The sequence below is a fragment of the Pantoea sp. EKM10T genome, from assembly GCF_011800685.1.
Taxonomy (GTDB): Bacteria; Pseudomonadota; Gammaproteobacteria; order Enterobacterales; family Enterobacteriaceae; genus Pantoea; species Pantoea agglomerans.
Map to the genome: position 1 here is coordinate 1 of NZ_JAALEU010000020.1, position 18597 is coordinate 18597.

Consider the following 18597-nt stretch of genomic DNA (forward strand, 5'->3'; position numbering starts at 1 on the left):
GCGAGAGTAGGGAACTGCCAGGCATTAAATAAGTGAAGAAGCCCCGCACGAAAGTGCGGGGCTTTTTTACGTCTGCAGATCGTGAAAAACCTCATCATAACCCCCGAAAACAGCCTGAGAACCCCTCTCTGATACGGTAAACTACGGCCAGATAACTCAGTAAAGGCCGTCAAATGTCCAGCCAGCATCCCTCCTTAAAAGCCGACAATACGCTTGGGCTTGAAGTACATACACAGAAACGCATCGTCGCCGAGACGCCAGCCGCCATTCTGGCAGCATGGCAGGCCAGCCAAAGTGATCAAACGCCTTTCCTCGTGCTCGGTGAAGGCAGCAATGTCCTCTTCCTGGAAGATTTTGCCGGTACAGTGGTGCTGAACCGCATCAAAGGCATCAAAATTCAGGATGAATATGAGTGCTGGAAATTGCACGTTGGGGCAGGTGAGAACTGGCATCAGCTGGTTAAAAGCACGCTGGAAAAAGGAATCACAGGCCTGGAAAATCTGGCGTTGATCCCTGGTATGACCGGTTCGGCACCGATTCAGAACATAGGTGCTTATGGCGTGGAATTAAAAGACGTCTGCGAATACGTGGATGTACTTAATCTGCACAGTGGTCAGACAGAACGTCTCGATCGTGAAGCCTGTGAGTTTGGCTATCGTGACAGCATTTTTAAACATCACTACCAGTCAGGCTATGTCATCGTCGCAGTCGGGATAATATTGCCTAAGCAATGGCAACCGGTATTAACCTACGGCGATCTGAAAACGCTCAATCCGGTGACGGCCAATGCCTGGGATGTCTATCACGCGGTATGCCAGATGCGGCAGAGCAAATTACCCGATCCGAAAGTCACCGGTAATGTAGGCAGCTTTTTTAAAAATCCTGTCGTCACCGAGGCGCAGTGCAGCTCACTACTGACGCATTTTCCGGCTATGCCACACTATCTGATGCCAAATGGTGAAATCAAACTGGCAGCAGGATGGCTTATCGATCAGTGCCAGCTGAAAGGTTATCGCATCGGGGGCGCGGCAGTTCACCAGCAACAGGCACTGGTGCTGATCAACGCTGAAAATGCCACACCCGGCGATATCGTTGCGCTGGCAAAAACCGTGCGCGCTCAGGTTGGTGAAAAATTCGATGTCTGGCTTGAGCCCGAAGTCCGCTTTATTCAGGCGCAGGGTGAGTGTAATGCCGTCGGGGTGATCGCATGAAAGACCATAATGTTCCGCTAAAGCTGGTTGATATCTTATCTGATGGTGAGTTTCATTCCGGTGAGCAACTGGGTGAAAGGCTGGGCATGAGTCGCGCAGCCATAAATAAGCATATCCAGACGTTAAAAAGCTGGGGTCTTGACGTCTATACCGTGACAGGTAAAGGTTACAGTCTCTCTGCCCCGATACAGCTGCTGGATGAGCAGGCGATACTCTCACAGGTTACGCAGGGTAACGTCTCGGTAATCCCGGTGATTGATTCCACAAATCAGTATCTGCTGGAACGTATGCATGAAATGGAGTCGGGTGCTGCCTGCATTGCGGAATATCAGCAGGCGGGTCGCGGCCGTCGTGGCCGTCAGTGGTTTTCGCCCTTTGGCGCGAACCTCTACATGTCTATGTACTGGCGTCTGGAGCAGGGGCCGGCAGCGGCGATGGGTCTGAGCCTGGTAATTGGCATTATCATGGCTGAGACATTACGTTCATTAGGGGCCGATGATGTCCGCGTAAAATGGCCCAATGATATTTACCTGAACGATCGTAAACTGGCGGGTATTCTGGTCGAACTGACAGGTAAAACCGGCGATGCTGCGCAGATCGTGATTGGCGCGGGGATTAACCTGGCGATGCGAACAGCCGATGCATCACAGATTAATCAGGGCTGGATTAACCTGCAGGAGGCCGGGGTAACGGTAAACCGCAATGAGCTGGCGGCACGTCTGATCAACAGTCTGCGCGAAGCTCTGCCGCTCTTTGAGCAGGAGGGATTAACCCCGTTTGTCGCACGCTGGGCTGCGCTGGATAACTTTATTAACCGGCCGGTTAAGCTGCTTATCGGTGAACGTGAGGTCCATGGTATTGCGCGAGGCGTAGACAGCCAGGGTGGCCTGTTACTGGAACAGGATGGCGAAATAAAAGCCTGGGTGGGTGGAGAAATATCACTGCGTCCTGTCTGAGTAAAAAAAGCCTGCAGCAACGCAGGCTTTTTTATGACAGCAGTTATTTACGCAAGCGAACCTTATCGACTGCGTGATCGCCACTTTTGGTCATAATCAGGCTGGCTCGTTCGCGCGTCGGCAGGATATTTTCCTGCAGGTTAAGCCAGTTAATCTCTTTCCATAAATTGCCAGCAATTTCAACCGCTTCTGCCTCTGAAAGCTGGGCGTAATGATGGAAATAGGAGTCCGGATTGGTAAATGCGCCCTGGCGGAATTTCAGGAATCGATTGATATACCAGCTTTGCAGGAGATCTTCCTCTGCATCAACATAGATAGAAAAATCGACGAAGTCTGAAACAAAGACATGATGGGGATCGTGGGGATAGTCCATTCCACTCTGTAATACATTCAGACCTTCCAGAATCAGAATATCAGGCTGCTGTATCACTTTATCGCCATCAGGGATGACATCATAAATCAGATGTGAATAGACCGGAGCAGTCACCTGACTGGCTCCCGACTTCAAATCGGAGACGAAATTGACCAACCGGTGCATATCGTAGGATTGCGGGAATCCTTTTTTCTTCATTAACCCACGCTCTTTCAGCACGGCATTAGGATGAAGGAAGCCATCAGTGGTGATCAATTCGACTTTGCGATGTTCAGGCCAGCGGCTGAGCAGAGCCTGCAAGACACGCGCAGTCGTGCTTTTACCGACCGCTACGCTACCCGCAATACTGATGATATAGGGGATTTTCTGGCCATTGGTGCCCAGAAATTGCTCCAGTACAGCCTGCCGGCGAACGTTAGAACTTATATAAAAATTAAGCAGGCGTGAAAGTGGCAGATAAATTTCCGCTACTTCCTCCAGCGAGAGATCCTCGTTGATGCCCTCCAGCTGCGCGATCTCTTCCTCTGACAGCGTCATAGGTACGGAATCACGTAATGCAGCCCATTGCTCACGAGTGAACTCTAAATAAGGCGTTGTCAGGGGGGTCGTTTTATCCATAAGCATGCATCTGACCGCAAATTCATTGCTATCAACCGCGTGTTATCCGATAAGCAGGACAGCACAGGTGAAGTGAATCACGAATCGCTGGTTTATCAGTGAGAACAATGGGCTGGAGGGTATCACCAGTATGGCTTTTAACAGAAGTAAAAAGATAAACGTGATCTCGCTTTCGTCGGCATACCCACAAAACATCATGGTGGCTTTAATTTTTACTGCTTTATCGTTGTTTATGATATTGCAGGACATCACAGCGCATGTGCGGCTTTTATCTGCTTTTTACATCTGACAACGTCTGAATGACAAAACGCCGCCATAAGGGCATAGAGAGAGGCTGAGGCGGTACAGATTCAATATGTCCCATAAGGACTTCAGCAAACGAACAACAGCATAGAGTCATTTTGAAAGGCTCCACGCCTGGTCATCGTCGTACCGACATAAGGGACACGCATGTCAAAACAGGCCTGCTTTCTACAGAAAAGTGCCTGCACATGAAAAAAAAGCGCAGGCGAGGTCAAAAAAGCATCGTTCGGTACAGGCGTGTGAAATAAAAATACTCCCTGCAGATCATTTACCTGCTGAAAAGCGGTCCAGAGAGAGGCCTAAGGCATTAGCGCGAGCCGACTGATCCTATGAAAACAGGACCAGATTGCACAAATATTCTGCACAAAAACACTAAAATGCGATGATTTGCACAAATAGTAAGCGATAGAAAAAAATAAGCGATTTTTTAGTTGCATCCAGAGCCCGACCTTCCTAGAATGCGCTCCACTTGATGCCGGCTTAGCTCAGTTGGTAGAGCAACTGACTTGTAATCAGTAGGTCACCAGTTCGATTCCGGTAGCCGGCACCATCAAGTAGGTGGGATTCCCGAGCGGCCAAAGGGAGCAGACTGTAAATCTGCCGTCACAGACTTCGAAGGTTCGAATCCTTCTCCCACCACCATCTCAACCTCGCGGTTGGGAACACAGATAAACAACCTGTTTATCTGTCAGGTGAGTCACTTATCACCCTGAATTCAGACTGAGCGTTAGCGAAGTCAAAGTCGGTCAGCTTCGCTGACAGGCAGTAGATAGTAGAGAAACATCTCTGTTATCTGCAAGCTACAGAAAGAACAGGTAGCCGAGTTCCAGGATGCGGGCATCGTATAATGGCTATTACCTCAGCCTTCCAAGCTGATGATGCGGGTTCGATTCCCGCTGCCCGCTCCAGATGTGCTGATATGGCTCAGTTGGTAGAGCGCACCCTTGGTAAGGGTGAGGTCCCCAGTTCGACTCTGGGTATCAGCACCACTTCCTTTAATCTCCCTCCTGATTTTCTCTGTAACTTCCTTGCAGTCAGGCATTGCCTGGTTAATGTGATGATATCATTGATATATCCGTGTCTTAGAGGGACTAGCGATGGCTAAAGAGCAATTTCAACGTAACAAACTGCACGTAAACGTGGGCACCATCGGTCACGTTGACCACGGTAAAACCACCCTGACTGCAGCTATCACTACCGTACTGGCTAAAACCAACGGCGGCCAGGCTCGTGCATTCGATCAGATCGACAGCACGCCTGAAGAAAAAGCCCGCGGTATCACCATCAACACCGCACACGTTGAGTATGAGACTGCTGCACGTCACTACGCTCACGTTGACTGCCCAGGCCACGCCGACTATGTGAAAAACATGATCACCGGTGCTGCGCAGATGGACGGCGCGATCCTGGTTGTTGCTGCGACTGATGGCCCAATGCCACAGACCCGTGAGCACATCCTGCTGGGTCGTCAGGTTGGCGTTCCTTACATCATCGTGTTCCTGAACAAGTGTGACATGGTTGATGATGAAGAGCTGCTGGAACTGGTAGAGATGGAAGTACGTGACCTGCTGTCACAGTACGACTTCCCAGGCGATGACACTCCAATCGTTCGTGGTTCTGCTCTGAAAGCGCTGGAAGGCGTTCCTGAGTGGGAAGCAAAAATCGTTGAGCTGGCTGAACACCTGGACAACTACATCCCGGATCCAGTCCGTGCGATCGACATGCCGTTCCTGCTGCCAATCGAAGACGTATTCTCAATCTCTGGCCGTGGTACCGTTGTTACCGGTCGTGTTGAGCGCGGCATCGTTAAAGTCGGCGACGAAGTTGAAATCGTGGGTATCAAAGATACTGCGAAATCAACCTGTACCGGTGTTGAGATGTTCCGTAAGCTGCTGGACCAGGGTCAGGCAGGCGAAAACTGTGGTGTTCTGCTGCGCGGTATCAAGCGTGAAGACATCCAGCGTGGCCAGGTTCTGGCTAAGCCAGGCTCAATCAAGCCGCACACCCAGTTCGAGTCAGAAGTTTACGTTCTGTCTAAAGACGAAGGTGGCCGCCATACTCCGTTCTTCAAAGGCTATCGTCCACAGTTCTACTTCCGTACAACTGACGTAACCGGTTCAGTAGAGCTGCCAGAAGGCGTTGAGATGGTCATGCCAGGCGACAACATCAAAATGGTTGTTACCCTGATTCACCCAATCGCAATGGACGAAGGTCTGCGCTTCGCAATCCGCGAAGGTGGCCGTACCGTTGGCGCGGGTGTTGTTGCTAAAGTTATCGCATAATTACCGATAACGTTTGACGCAATGCACACGGAAAGGGCATCATTTGATGCCCTTTTTGCACGCTGTTTCATAGAACCTGGCTCATCAGTGATTTTTTGAATCATAATCATTGCTGAGACAGGCTCTGTTATGCGGCGTTGGATACCGAGTTACGCCCCAAAAGCTCATTCGGTTTGGACGCCTCGCACTGCGGGGCAGAATAGTTTCTGAATTATTGTGGCAGGTTGGTTTATGAGTGCGAATACCGAAGCTCAAGGGAGCGGGCGTGGCCTGGAAGCGGTAAAGTGGGTAGTAGTCGTATTACTGCTGCTTGCAGCGATTGTAGGTAACTACCTCTATCGTGATGTGTCACTGCCACTGCGTGCTTTAGCCGTAGTTGTACTGATTGCAGCGGCTGGCGGCATTGCGCTTTTAACGACCAAAGGCAAAGCGACCGTGGCTTTTGCTCGTGAAGCAAGAACAGAAATGCGTAAGGTTATCTGGCCAACCCGCCAGGAAACGCTGCACACCACGTTAATCGTTGCCGCGGTTACTGCCGTGATGTCACTGATTTTGTGGGGGCTGGATGGTATTCTGGTCCGTCTGGTATCGTTTATCACTGGCCTGAGGTTCTGAGATGTCTGAAGCTCCAAAGAAACGCTGGTACGTCGTACAGGCGTTTTCCGGTTTTGAAGGCCGCGTAGCACAATCGCTGCGCGAGCATATCAAATTGCACAACATGGAAGAGCTGTTTGGCGACGTCATGGTTCCGACTGAAGAAGTCGTTGAAATTCGTGGTGGCCAGCGTCGTAAGAGCGAGCGCAAGTTTTTCCCGGGATACGTACTGGTTCAGATGGTGATGAATGACGCCAGCTGGCACCTGGTACGCAGCGTCCCACGCGTGATGGGTTTCATCGGCGGTACATCTGACCGTCCGGCACCTATCAGCGATAAAGAAGTTGATGCGATCATGAACCGTCTGCAGCAGGTCGGCGACAAGCCTCGTCCGAAAACGCTGTTTGAGCCAGGTGAAATGGTTCGCGTTAATGACGGTCCTTTTGCTGACTTTAACGGTGTGGTTGAAGATGTGGATTACGAGAAGAGCCGCCTGACGGTATCCGTTTCCATCTTTGGACGTGCCACGCCGGTTGAGCTCGACTTCGGTCAGGTGGAGAAAGGTTAACCTCTTTCCGCTCACAAATTAGCTGTTGCAGCAGGCGCGAAATTTAACTACAATTTCGCGCCTTTTGTTTTTATGCGCTGGCAACAGCGTGTAAATCGTTATCACGGGGAGCCTTTACAGGCGCTATAACCCAATTGAGGAAATATCATGGCTAAGAAAGTCCAAGCCTACGTCAAGCTGCAGGTTGCAGCTGGTATGGCGAACCCAAGTCCACCGGTTGGTCCAGCTCTGGGTCAGCAGGGTGTTAACATCATGGAATTCTGCAAAGCGTTCAACGCTAAGACCGAATCTCTGGAAAAAGGTCTGCCGACTCCTGTTGTTATCACCGTATACAGCGACCGTTCTTTTACCTTCATTACCAAAACGCCTCCGGCTGCCGTACTGCTGAAAAAAGCAGCGGGCATCAAGTCTGGTTCTGGTAAGCCGAACAAAGATAAAGTCGGTAAAGTGACTCGTGCTCAGGTACGTGAAATCGCAGAAACCAAAGCTGCGGACATGACTGGTTCTGACGTTGAAGCGATGACTCGCTCAATCGAAGGTACTGCTCGTTCCATGGGCCTGGTAGTAGAGGACTAAGAAATGGCTAAGCTGACCAAGCGCATGACCGTAATTCGCGACAAAGTTGACGCGACCAAGCAGTATGATATTGCTGAAGCTGTTGCTCTGCTGAAAGAACTGGCTACTGCCAAGTTCGTTGAAAGCGTTGACGTTGCTGTCAACCTCGGCATTGATGCACGTAAATCTGATCAGAACGTTCGCGGCGCGACCGTTCTGCCACACGGTACTGGTCGTTCAGTACGTGTTGCTGTCTTCGCCCAGGGCGCTAACGCTGAAGCTGCTAAAGCAGCAGGCGCTGAGCTGGTAGGCATGGAAGACCTGGCTGATCAGATCAAGAAAGGCGAAATGAATTTTGACGTTGTTATTGCTTCTCCGGATGCAATGCGCGTTGTTGGCCAGCTGGGCCAGATTCTGGGTCCACGTGGCCTGATGCCAAACCCGAAAGTCGGTACTGTAACGCCTAACGTTGCTGAAGCGGTTAAGAACGCTAAAGCGGGTCAGGTTCGTTATCGTAACGACAAAAACGGCATCATCCACACTACAATCGGTAAAGTGGACTTTGACGCTGACAAACTGAAAGAAAACCTGGAATCTCTGCTGGTTGCGCTGAAAAAAGCAAAACCATCTCAGGCGAAAGGCGTGTACATCAAGAAAGTTAGCCTTTCAACCACCATGGGCGCCGGCGTTGCCGTTGACCAGGCTGGTCTGAACGCAACAGCAAACTAATTGCTGCTTGAAACGGGCGAAAAATTCACCTAGAATCTTACGCCCGTTGTTCTGTTATTAACGGAACAGGACACCAGAGAGCCAGAACTGATTGTTGCGTGTATCGCCTTTCCCTCTGACTCTGCTGCGTCGCACAGAATTTAGGTTGGAGCCAGGCCTTATCCTGGCCTCCGTCCAAGACCGCAGGAGCTGCTTATCTCCGGATATTCCGCTTAATACCCTGCGTAGACGGTGACAGAACCAAAAGAATTTTTTCTTAGCTGGATTCTGCTCACCGTGTTCGAGCGCTTATTTCCCCTTGGGGTGAGTAAGTGAAGTGAGTTCCGGGGAAATCCTTTCCCGGTCAAATCCAGGAGCAAAAGCTAATGGCATTAAATCTTCAAGACAAACAAGCGATTGTTGCTGAAGTCAGCGAAGTAGCCAAAGGTGCGCTTTCAGCGGTTGTTGCGGATTCCCGTGGCGTTACCGTTGATAAAATGACCGAACTGCGTAAAGCAGGCCGTGAAGCTGGCGTTTACATGCGTGTTGTTCGTAACACCCTGCTGCGCCGCGTCGTTGAAGGAACTCAGTTTGAGTGCCTGAAAGACACGTTTGTTGGTCCGACCCTGATTGCATATTCTATGGAACACCCGGGCGCTGCTGCTCGTCTGTTCAAAGATTTCGCGAAAGCGAATGCAAAATTTGAGGTCAAAGCTGCAGCCTTTGAAGGTGAGCTGATCACGGCGGCCAATATTGACCGTCTGGCAACGCTGCCGACCTACGAAGAAGCACTGGCACGTCTGATGTCGACCATGAAAGAAGCCGCTGCCGGCAAACTGGTCCGCACTCTGGCTGCTGTACGCGATGCAAAAGAAGCGGCTTAAGGTCATATTCTTTTCTTCGTACTTGCTTACGTATAAACTTTTTCTGATTCTTAGGAACAATTGTCATGTCTATTACTAAAGACCAAATTCTGGAAGCTGTTGCAGCGATGTCCGTAATGGAAGTAGTTGAGCTGGTTTCTGCTATGGAAGAAAAATTCGGCGTTTCTGCTGCTGCTGCTGTAGCTGTTGCTGCGGGCCCGGCTGAAGCTGTTGAAGAAAAAACTGAATTCGACGTAGTTCTGAAAGCTGTTGGCCCGAACAAGGTTGCAGTAATCAAAGCCGTACGTACTGCAACTGGTCTGGGCCTGAAAGAAGCCAAAGATCTGGTTGAAGCAACTGGCGTAATCAAAGAAGCGATCAGCAAAGATGACGCAGCTGCACTTGAAGCTGCTCTGAAAGAAGCTGGCGCTGAAGTTGAAGTTAAGTAAGACAGCCTTCGGGTTGCAGTCTGAGTAGTTTCAGGCTGATGGCTGGTGACTTTTTGGTCACCAGCCTTTTTGCGCTACAGGGTCTCAATGGGGTTTCACACTGTTTGTCCATTGTTACTCTTCAATATCTTTCTCTATCGACGACTTAATATACCGCTCTACCTGTGCGGGTTCCCTGCCCTCGCAACAGCGATGAAATGATTTAAGCGTGATAGAAAGAGGTATTGCACTGCTGCTGCGCAGCCAGTGAATCAAACAAAATCGTGTTGCATGAACTGTCCTGTCAGGACGGACAGCGTGGGTCGACTTGTCAGCTAGCTGAGGAACCCTATGGTTTACTCCTATACCGAGAAAAAACGTATTCGTAAGGATTTTGGTAAACGTCCGCAAGTACTGGACATACCTTATCTCCTTTCCATCCAGCTCGACTCGTTCCAGAAGTTTATCGAGCAAGATCCAGAAGGTCAGTACGGACTGGAAGCTGCATTCCGCTCTGTATTCCCTATTGCGAGCTACAGCGGCAACTCTGAGTTGCAGTATGTCAGCTATCGCCTGGGTGAACCTGTCTTTGACGTGAAAGAGTGTCAGATCCGTGGCGTGACCTATTCGGCACCGCTGCGCGTGAAACTGCGTCTGGTGGTCTATGAGCGCGAAGCGCCAGAAGGCACCGTAAAAGACATTAAAGAACAAGAAGTCTACATGGGCGAAATTCCGCTCATGACCGACAATGGTACCTTTGTTATCAATGGTACCGAGCGCGTTATCGTTTCTCAGCTGCACCGTAGTCCTGGCGTGTTCTTTGATAGCGATAAGGGTAAAACCCACTCATCGGGTAAAGTGCTCTACAACGCACGTATCATCCCTTACCGCGGTTCATGGCTCGACTTTGAGTTTGACCCGAAAGATAACCTGTTTGTCCGTATTGACCGTCGTCGTAAGCTGCCGGCCACTATCATCCTGCGTGCGTTGCAGTTCACTACACCTCAGATCCTCGATATCTTCTTCGAGAAAGTGGTGTTTGAAATTCGCGACAACAAGCTGCAGATGGAGCTGGTGCCTGAGCGCCTGCGCGGTGAAACTGCGACCTTCGATATCGAAGCGAACGGCACCGTCTACGTCGAAAAAGCACGCCGTATTACTGCGCGCCATATCCGTCAGCTGGAAAAAGATGGCATTCAGCACATCGAAGTTCCGGTTGAATATATCGCGGGCAAAGTGGTCGCTAAAGACTACATCGATGAGAGCACCGGTGAGCTGATCATTGCAGCGAACATGGAACTGTCACTGGATCTGCTGGCCAAACTGAGCCAGTCCGGTCACAAGCGCATCGAAACGCTGTTCACCAACGATCTGGACCACGGTCCATATATGTCCGAGACCCTGCGTGTCGACCCAACCAGCGATCGTCTGAGCGCACTGGTTGAGATCTACCGCATGATGCGTCCTGGTGAGCCGCCAACACGCGAAGCAGCAGAGAACCTGTTTGAGAACCTGTTCTTCTCTGAAGATCGTTACGATCTTTCTGCTGTGGGTCGTATGAAGTTCAACCGTTCATTGCTGCGTGATGAAATCGAAGGTTCAGGCATCCTGAGCAAAGATGACATCATCGAAGTGATGAAGAAGCTGATCGACATCCGTAACGGTAAAGGCGAAGTGGACGATATCGACCACCTCGGTAACCGTCGTATTCGTTCAGTCGGTGAAATGGCTGAGAACCAGTTCCGTGTCGGTCTGGTACGTGTTGAGCGTGCGGTGAAAGAGCGTCTGTCACTGGGCGACCTTGATACCCTGATGCCACAGGACATGATCAACGCGAAGCCAATTTCGGCCGCGGTGAAAGAGTTCTTTGGTTCCAGCCAGCTTTCTCAGTTTATGGATCAGAACAACCCGCTGTCAGAGATTACGCACAAACGTCGTATCTCTGCTCTCGGCCCGGGTGGTTTGACGCGTGAGCGTGCCGGCTTCGAAGTGCGTGACGTACACCCAACGCACTACGGTCGTGTCTGCCCAATCGAAACCCCTGAAGGCCCGAACATCGGTCTGATCAACTCCTTGTCTGTATATGCACAGACCAACGAGTACGGTTTCCTTGAGACGCCTTACCGCCGTGTTATCGACGGTCTGGTTTCTGACGAGATTCACTACCTCTCTGCTATCGAAGAGGGTAACTACGTTATCGCTCAGGCGAACGCCCCTCTTGATGATAACGGCGCGTTTGTTGATGACCTGGTCACCTGCCGTAGCAAAGGCGAATCAAGTCTGTTCAGCCGCGATCAGGTTGACTACATGGACGTTTCGACTCAACAGATCGTTTCTGTCGGTGCGTCACTGATCCCGTTCCTGGAACACGATGATGCTAACCGCGCCCTGATGGGTGCGAACATGCAACGTCAGGCCGTTCCGACTCTGCGTGCTGATAAGCCGCTGGTTGGTACGGGTATGGAACGTGCTGTTGCCGTTGACTCCGGTGTAACTGCCGTTGCCAAACGTGGCGGTACCGTACAGTACGTCGACGCATCACGTATCGTTATCAAAGTTAACGAAGACGAAATGCATGCTGGCGAAGCCGGTATCGACATCTACAACCTGACCAAATATACCCGCTCTAACCAGAACACCTGCATCAATCAGATGCCATGTGTTTCTCTGGGTGAGCCGGTTGAGCGCGGCGACGTGCTGGCAGATGGCCCGTCCACCGATCTGGGTGAACTGGCACTGGGCCAGAACATGCGCGTAGCGTTCATGCCGTGGAACGGTTACAACTTCGAAGACTCCATCCTGGTCTCCGAGCGTGTGGTTCAGGAAGATCGCTTTACGACTATCCACATTCAGGAACTGGCTTGCGTGTCGCGTGACACCAAACTGGGGCCGGAAGAGATTACCGCTGATATCCCGAACGTGGGTGAAGCTGCACTCTCTAAACTGGATGAGTCAGGCATCGTCTACATCGGTGCTGAAGTGACCGGTGGCGACATTCTGGTTGGTAAGGTTACGCCGAAAGGTGAAACCCAGCTGACGCCAGAAGAGAAACTGCTGCGCGCTATCTTCGGTGAAAAAGCCTCTGACGTGAAAGATTCGTCACTGCGCGTACCGAATGGCGTGTCAGGCACCGTGATCGACGTTCAGGTCTTTACCCGCGATGGCGTGGAAAAAGACAAACGTGCGCTGGAAATTGAAGAGATGCAGCTGAAGCAGGCTAAGAAAGACCTGTCTGAAGAACTGCAGATTCTGGAAGCGGGCCTGTTCAGCCGTATCCAGAACGTATTGATTTCTGGTGGCGTTGAAGCAGACAAACTGGACAAGCTGCCGCGCGAGCGCTGGCTGGAACTGGGTCTGACTGACGAAGCCAAGCAAAACCAGCTGGAGCAGCTGGCAGAGCAGTACGACGAGCTGAAGCACGAGTTTGAGAAAAAACTTGAAGGTAAGCGTCGTAAAATCACCCAGGGCGATGATCTGGCACCAGGCGTGCTGAAAATCGTTAAGGTTTATCTGGCTGTTAAGCGTCAGATTCAGCCGGGTGACAAAATGGCAGGCCGTCACGGTAACAAAGGTGTTATCTCTAAGATCAACCCGATCGAAGATATGCCTTACGATGAAAACGGCACGCCGGTTGACATCGTTCTGAACCCGCTGGGCGTACCATCGCGTATGAACATCGGTCAGATTCTGGAAACCCACCTGGGTATGGCAGCGAAAGGCATCGGCGAGAAGATCAACGCCATGCTCAAAAAGCAGGAAGACGTCGCGAAACTGCGCGAATTCATCCAGCGCGCCTATGACCTGGGTAGCGATCTGCGTCAGAAAGTTGACCTGAACACCTTCTCCGACGACGAAGTATTGCGTCTGGCTGAGAACCTGAAGAAAGGTATGCCAATCGCCACTCCGGTGTTTGATGGCGCGAAAGAGAGCGAAATCAAAGAGCTGCTGCAGCTCGGCGGCTTGCCTTCTTCCGGTCAGATTACCCTGTTTGACGGCCGTACCGGTGAGCAGTTCGAACGTCAGGTAACCGTTGGCTACATGTACATGCTGAAACTCAACCACCTGGTTGATGACAAGATGCATGCGCGTTCAACCGGTTCCTACAGCCTGGTTACTCAGCAGCCGCTGGGTGGTAAGGCACAGTTCGGTGGTCAGCGCTTTGGTGAGATGGAAGTATGGGCACTGGAAGCATATGGTGCCGCGTATACCCTGCAGGAAATGCTTACCGTTAAGTCTGATGACGTCAACGGCCGTACCAAGATGTATAAAAACATCGTTGACGGTAACCATCAGATGGAACCGGGCATGCCGGAATCCTTCAACGTACTGTTGAAAGAGATTCGCTCGCTGGGTATCAACATCGAGCTGGAAGACGAGTAACCCCCTTTTCAGGCTGCGGTTCGCCGCCGCCTGAAAGCGCAGGGTTTAAAGCGCTCGCAATTGTACTGGTTACGGGGCGTTCAATTTCGGTTGGACGCCCTCTGAGTCTCACTCCGACGGGAGCTAATCCGTGAAAGACTTACTTAAGTTTCTGAAAGCGCAAACTAAGACCGAAGAGTTTGATGCGATCAAAATTGCGCTGGCTTCGCCAGACATGATCCGTTCCTGGTCTTTTGGTGAAGTGAAAAAGCCAGAAACCATTAACTACCGTACTTTTAAGCCAGAGCGCGATGGTCTGTTCTGTGCCCGTATCTTCGGGCCGGTAAAAGACTATGAGTGCCTGTGCGGCAAATACAAGCGCCTGAAACACCGTGGTGTGATTTGTGAGAAGTGCGGCGTTGAAGTGACCCAGACTAAAGTACGCCGTGAGCGTATGGGCCACATCGAACTGGCGTCGCCGACTGCGCACATCTGGTTCCTGAAGTCACTGCCATCGCGTATCGGCTTACTGCTGGATATGCCACTGCGTGACATCGAGCGCGTGCTCTACTTTGAATCTTACGTGGTAATCGAAGGTGGCATGACCAACCTCGAGAAGCGTCAGATTCTGACTGAAGAGCAGTACCTTGACGCTCTGGAAGAGTTCGGTGACGAGTTCGACGCCAAAATGGGCGCCGAAGCGATCCAGGCCCTGTTGAAAAACATGGATCTGGAGCAGGAGTGCGAGCAGCTGCGTGAAGAGCTGAACGAAACTAACTCCGAAACCAAACGTAAAAAACTGACCAAGCGCATCAAGCTGCTGGAAGCGTTCGTACAGTCTGGCAACAAGCCAGAGTGGATGATCCTGACCGTGCTGCCTGTTTTGCCACCGGATCTGCGTCCGCTGGTACCGCTGGATGGTGGCCGTTTCGCAACGTCGGATCTGAACGATCTTTATCGTCGCGTGATCAACCGTAACAACCGCCTGAAACGCCTGCTGGATCTGGCTGCGCCAGATATCATCGTGCGCAACGAAAAGCGTATGTTGCAGGAAGCGGTCGATGCACTGCTGGACAACGGTCGTCGCGGTCGTGCGATCACCGGTTCCAACAAGCGTCCGCTGAAATCGCTGGCTGACATGATCAAAGGTAAGCAGGGTCGTTTCCGTCAGAACCTGCTGGGTAAACGTGTCGACTATTCTGGTCGTTCGGTTATCACCGTAGGTCCATACCTGCGCCTGCATCAGTGCGGTCTGCCGAAGAAAATGGCACTCGAACTGTTCAAACCGTTCATTTACGGCAAGCTGGAACTGCGTGGCCTGGCCACCACCATCAAAGCCGCGAAGAAAATGGTTGAGCGCGAAGAAGCGGTTGTCTGGGATATCCTCGACGAAGTGATCCGTGAGCACCCGGTTCTGCTGAACCGTGCGCCTACGCTGCACCGTCTGGGTATTCAGGCCTTTGAACCGGTTCTGATCGAAGGTAAAGCAATCCAGCTGCACCCGCTGGTTTGTGCGGCATATAACGCCGACTTCGATGGTGACCAGATGGCTGTTCACGTACCGCTGACGCTGGAAGCCCAGCTGGAAGCGCGTGCGCTGATGATGTCGACCAACAACATCCTGTCACCTGCGAACGGCGAGCCAATCATCGTTCCTTCTCAGGACGTTGTACTGGGTCTGTACTACATGACCCGTGACTGTGTTAACGCCAAAGGCGAAGGCATGGTGCTGACTGGCCCGAAAGAAGCTGAGCGTATTTATCGCGCTGGCCTCGCATCGCTGCATGCTCGCGTTAAGGTGCGTATCACCGAACACGAGAAAAATGAGCAGGATGAGTGGGTTGCTAAAACCAGCATCATCGACACCACTGTTGGCCGTGCCATCCTGTGGATGATCGTGCCAAAAGGTCTGCCTTTCTCCATCGTTAACCAGGCGCTGGGCAAAAAAGCTATCTCCAAAATGCTGAACACCTGTTACCGCATTCTGGGCCTGAAGCCGACCGTTATCTTTGCTGACCAGACCATGTACACCGGTTTCGCTTACGCAGCCCGTTCAGGCGCGTCTGTCGGCATCGACGACATGGTTATTCCAGAGAAGAAAGTGGAAATCATCACCGAAGCGGAAGCAGAAGTGGCTGAGATCCAGGAGCAGTTCCAGTCTGGTCTGGTAACCGCCGGCGAACGTTACAACAAAGTCATCGATATCTGGGCAGCGGCCAACGAACGTGTTGCCAAGGCGATGATGGAAAACCTCTCAACCGAAACCGTTATTAACCGTGACGGCGTAGAAGAGCGACAGGTTTCCTTTAACAGCATCTTTATGATGGCTGACTCCGGTGCGCGTGGTTCTGCTGCACAGATTCGTCAGCTGGCCGGTATGCGTGGTCTGATGGCGAAGCCAGATGGCTCCATCATCGAAACACCAATCACGGCGAACTTCCGTGAAGGGTTGAACGTACTCCAGTACTTCATCTCAACCCACGGTGCTCGTAAAGGTCTGGCGGATACCGCACTGAAAACGGCGAACTCCGGTTATCTGACGCGTCGTCTGGTTGACGTTGCACAGGATCTGGTTGTTACCGAAGATGACTGTGGTACACACGAAGGCATCATGATGACACCTGTCATCGAAGGTGGCGATGTTAAAGAGCCACTGCGTGAACGTGTACTGGGTCGTGTGACCGCTGAAGACGTTCTGAAGCCGGGTACTGCTGATATTCTGGTTCCACGCAACACGCTGCTCGATGAGCACTGGTGTGACGTGCTGGAACTGAACTCAGTCGACAGCCTGAAAGTCCGCTCAGTAGTAGGTTGTGAAACCGACTTTGGTGTGTGTGCGCATTGCTATGGTCGCGACCTGGCACGTGGTCACATCATCAACAAAGGTGAAGCGATCGGTGTTATCGCGGCACAGTCCATCGGTGAGCCAGGTACACAGCTGACGATGCGTACGTTCCACATCGGTGGTGCGGCATCACGTGCGGCTGCTGAATCCAGCATTCAGGTGAAGAACAAAGGTACCATCAAGCTGACCAACGCTAAGTCGGTAACGAACTCGGCAGGCAAGCTGGTGATCACCTCGCGTAACGTTGAACTGAAAATGATCGACGAATTTGGTCGTACCAAAGAGAGCTATAAAGTTCCTTATGGTTCTACCATGGCGAAAGGTGATGGTGAGCAGGTTGCAGCGGGCGAAACCGTCGCAAACTGGGATCCGCATACCATGCCAGTCATCACCGAAGTGGGCGGTTTCATTCGCTTCACGGACATGGTTGATGGCCAGACCATTACCCGTCAGACAGATGACTTAACCGGTCTTTCTTCGCTGGTGGTTCTGGACAGTGCTGAACGTACTGCGGGCGGTAAAGATCTGCGTCCTGCGCTGAAAATTGTTGATGCCAACGGCAACGACGTTCTGATCCCGGGCACCGACATGCCGGCTCAGTACTTCCTGCCTGGTAAAGCGATTGTTCAGCTGGAAGATGGCGTGAAGATCAGTGCTGGTGACACGCTGGCGCGTGTTCCGCAGGAATCTGGCGGTACCAAGGATATTACCGGTGGTCTGCCACGCGTTGCTGACCTGTTCGAAGCGCGTCGTCCGAAAGAGCCAGCTATTCTGGCGGAGATCAGCGGCATCATCTCCTTCGGTAAAGAGACTAAAGGTAAGCGTCGTCTGGTCATCACTCCGCTGGATGGCAGTGAGCCGTACGAAGAGATGATTCCGAAATGGCGTCAGCTGAACGTGTTCGAAGGTGAACGTGTTGAGCGCGGTGACGTGGTTTCCGATGGCCCAGAGTCTCCACATGACATCCTGCGCTTGCGTGGCGTGCATGCGGTGACCCGTTACATCACTAACGAAGTGCAGGAAGTTTACCGTCTGCAAGGCGTTAAGATTAACGATAAGCACATCGAAGTCATCGTTCGTCAGATGCTGCGTAAAGCAACCATCGTTAGCGCAGGAAGTGCAGACTTCCTGGAAGGTGAGCAGGCTGAATTCTCTCGCATCAAGATCTCTAACCGTGATCTGGAAGCGAACGGAAAAGTTGGCGCAACCTTCATGCGTGACCTGCTGGGTATTACCAAAGCGTCACTGGCTACCGAATCGTTCATCTCTGCAGCATCGTTCCAGGAAACCACGCGTGTCCTGACCGAAGCAGCAGTAGCAGGTAAGCGCGATGAACTGCGCGGCCTGAAAGAGAACGTAATCGTGGGTCGTCTGATCCCGGCCGGTACCGGTTATGCGTACCATCAGGATCGTATGCGCCGCAAAGCGGCAGGTGAAGTTCCGGTTGCACCGCAGGTTACTGCGGATGAAGCCTCAGCCAGCCTGGCTGAACTGTTGAACGCCGGTCTCGGCGGCAACAAAGACGATTAATCGTCCTTTGCCTGATAAAAACCCTGCCTCGGCAGGGTTTTTTTTTGTCTCTGATTCAGACATTCCAGTCGTTGCGGCCAAGGCCAATGTCTTTCAGCTGACTGTCACTCAGCTTCGACAGGATGACGCGCGTCTCACGCCTCAGCTGCCAGCGTTTATAACTGCGCCAAAGATAGCGAACCAACTGGTAAGGCGTGCCTGTAAACGGTTTAGCTGCGCGATTCTCGTCGTATCCCATGATAGTGCCCTCAGTGAATTGTCTGAGGACTATTCTCAGCGGATCGCTCTGTATGATACAGACGCAAAAATCACCTTTCTTTAACATACAGATTGCGGTAATGGCGATCTGAATGGTAAAAAAGAGGCATAACTGTACCGGTTAATGCTCAGCTACTGAGTCAGAG

13 protein-coding genes and 4 tRNA genes are annotated in these 18597 nt (G+C 51.8%); 15 read left to right on the forward strand and 2 right to left on the reverse strand.

Annotated features, from left to right (window positions below; all coding sequences use genetic code 11):
* Positions 1–173: 173 nt before the first annotated feature.
* Both murB and birA read left to right on the forward strand, forming a co-directional pair.
* Positions 174–1211, forward strand: coding sequence for a UDP-N-acetylmuramate dehydrogenase (murB, locus tag HFD95_RS21640; RefSeq protein WP_010672229.1), 1038 nt, complete (start codon positions 174–176; stop codon positions 1209–1211).
* On the forward strand, positions 1208–2167 hold the full coding sequence (gene birA / locus HFD95_RS21645; protein ID WP_010672228.1) for a bifunctional biotin--[acetyl-CoA-carboxylase] ligase/biotin operon repressor BirA: 960 nt from the start codon (positions 1208–1210) through the stop codon (positions 2165–2167). Before murB ends, birA begins: the two co-directional genes overlap by 4 nt.
* A gap of 43 nt (positions 2168–2210) precedes the next feature.
* On the opposite strand, the gene coaA is transcribed toward birA, so the two are convergent.
* Complete coding sequence (gene coaA, locus HFD95_RS21650) at positions 2211–3158, reverse strand: type I pantothenate kinase (RefSeq protein ID WP_010672227.1); 948 nt, start codon at positions 3156–3158, stop codon at positions 2211–2213.
* A gap of 777 nt (positions 3159–3935) precedes the next feature.
* Between coaA and HFD95_RS21655 the strand changes: the two genes are divergently transcribed.
* The 13 genes from HFD95_RS21655 to rpoC all read left to right on the forward strand — a co-directional run bounded on the left by HFD95_RS21655 (position 3936) and on the right by rpoC (position 18193).
* Positions 3936–4011, forward strand: a tRNA-Thr gene (locus tag HFD95_RS21655).
* 7 nt (positions 4012–4018) lie between these two features.
* Positions 4019–4103, forward strand: a tRNA-Tyr gene (locus HFD95_RS21660).
* Positions 4104–4294: 191 nt separating this feature from the next.
* Positions 4295–4369: transfer RNA gene (locus HFD95_RS21665), tRNA-Gly, on the forward strand.
* Positions 4370–4374: 5 nt separating this feature from the next.
* Positions 4375–4450: transfer RNA gene (locus HFD95_RS21670), tRNA-Thr, on the forward strand.
* A 108-nt stretch (positions 4451–4558) separates the two neighbouring features.
* Positions 4559–5743, forward strand: a complete 1185-nt coding sequence (gene tuf, locus HFD95_RS21675) for an elongation factor Tu (protein WP_010261012.1) — start codon at positions 4559–4561, stop codon at positions 5741–5743.
* A gap of 231 nt (positions 5744–5974) precedes the next feature.
* Positions 5975–6358: a preprotein translocase subunit SecE gene (gene secE, locus HFD95_RS21680; protein ID WP_008927141.1), complete on the forward strand. Its 384-nt coding sequence runs from the start codon at positions 5975–5977 to the stop codon at positions 6356–6358.
* A gap of 1 nt (position 6359) precedes the next feature.
* The gene (nusG, locus tag HFD95_RS21685) at positions 6360–6905 is read left to right on the forward strand and encodes a transcription termination/antitermination protein NusG (RefSeq protein WP_003848088.1); all 546 of its coding nucleotides are present in this window, start codon (positions 6360–6362) and stop codon (positions 6903–6905) included.
* A 147-nt stretch (positions 6906–7052) separates the two neighbouring features.
* Positions 7053–7481, forward strand: a complete 429-nt coding sequence (gene rplK, locus HFD95_RS21690) for a 50S ribosomal protein L11 (RefSeq protein ID WP_006121495.1) — start codon at positions 7053–7055, stop codon at positions 7479–7481.
* A 3-nt stretch (positions 7482–7484) separates the two neighbouring features.
* Entirely contained in the window at positions 7485–8189 is a 705-nt protein-coding gene (gene rplA, locus HFD95_RS21695; RefSeq protein WP_010261038.1) for a 50S ribosomal protein L1, read from the forward strand.
* A 365-nt stretch (positions 8190–8554) separates the two neighbouring features.
* Positions 8555–9052 carry a 50S ribosomal protein L10 gene (rplJ, locus tag HFD95_RS21700; RefSeq protein WP_003848098.1) on the forward strand — a complete coding sequence of 166 codons (498 nt, stop codon included), beginning with the start codon at positions 8555–8557 and terminating at the stop codon, positions 9050–9052.
* Positions 9053–9117: 65 nt separating this feature from the next.
* Positions 9118–9480 (forward strand): 50S ribosomal protein L7/L12, encoded by a 363-nt coding sequence (rplL, locus tag HFD95_RS21705; RefSeq protein ID WP_008927142.1) that lies wholly within the window; start codon positions 9118–9120, stop codon positions 9478–9480.
* 330 nt (positions 9481–9810) lie between these two features.
* On the forward strand, positions 9811–13839 hold the full coding sequence (gene rpoB / locus HFD95_RS21710; protein ID WP_010261046.1) for a DNA-directed RNA polymerase subunit beta: 4029 nt from the start codon (positions 9811–9813) through the stop codon (positions 13837–13839).
* A gap of 130 nt (positions 13840–13969) precedes the next feature.
* Entirely contained in the window at positions 13970–18193 is a 4224-nt protein-coding gene (gene rpoC / locus HFD95_RS21715) for a DNA-directed RNA polymerase subunit beta' (RefSeq protein ID WP_010261049.1), read from the forward strand.
* A gap of 55 nt (positions 18194–18248) precedes the next feature.
* Here the strand turns inward: rpoC and HFD95_RS21720 are convergent, their stop codons facing one another.
* Positions 18249–18431, reverse strand: coding sequence for a DUF1127 domain-containing protein (locus tag HFD95_RS21720; RefSeq protein WP_010261051.1), 183 nt, complete (start codon positions 18429–18431; stop codon positions 18249–18251).
* Positions 18432–18597 lie beyond the last annotated feature (166 nt).

Excerpts from the sequence above, each read along its gene's own strand:
- nusG (WP_003848088.1), top strand. The coding sequence starts at position 6,360 with ATGTCTGAAGCTCCAAAGAAACGCTGGTACGTCGTACAGGCGTTTTCC.
- birA (WP_010672228.1), top strand. The coding sequence starts at position 1,208 with ATGAAAGACCATAATGTTCCGCTAAAGCTGGTTGATATCTTATCTGAT.
- murB (WP_010672229.1), top strand. The coding sequence starts at position 174 with ATGTCCAGCCAGCATCCCTCCTTAAAAGCCGACAATACGCTTGGGCTT.
- rplK (WP_006121495.1), top strand. The coding sequence starts at position 7,053 with ATGGCTAAGAAAGTCCAAGCCTACGTCAAGCTGCAGGTTGCAGCTGGT.
- rplA (WP_010261038.1), top strand. The coding sequence starts at position 7,485 with ATGGCTAAGCTGACCAAGCGCATGACCGTAATTCGCGACAAAGTTGAC.
- secE (WP_008927141.1), top strand. The coding sequence starts at position 5,975 with ATGAGTGCGAATACCGAAGCTCAAGGGAGCGGGCGTGGCCTGGAAGCG.
- rplJ (WP_003848098.1), top strand. The coding sequence starts at position 8,555 with ATGGCATTAAATCTTCAAGACAAACAAGCGATTGTTGCTGAAGTCAGC.
- rplL (WP_008927142.1), top strand. The coding sequence starts at position 9,118 with ATGTCTATTACTAAAGACCAAATTCTGGAAGCTGTTGCAGCGATGTCC.
- tuf (WP_010261012.1), top strand. The coding sequence starts at position 4,559 with ATGGCTAAAGAGCAATTTCAACGTAACAAACTGCACGTAAACGTGGGC.
- coaA (WP_010672227.1), bottom strand. The coding sequence starts at position 3,158 with ATGGATAAAACGACCCCCCTGACAACGCCTTATTTAGAGTTCACTCGT.
- HFD95_RS21720 (WP_010261051.1), bottom strand. The coding sequence starts at position 18,431 with ATGGGATACGACGAGAATCGCGCAGCTAAACCGTTTACAGGCACGCCT.
- rpoB (WP_010261046.1), top strand. The coding sequence starts at position 9,811 with ATGGTTTACTCCTATACCGAGAAAAAACGTATTCGTAAGGATTTTGGT.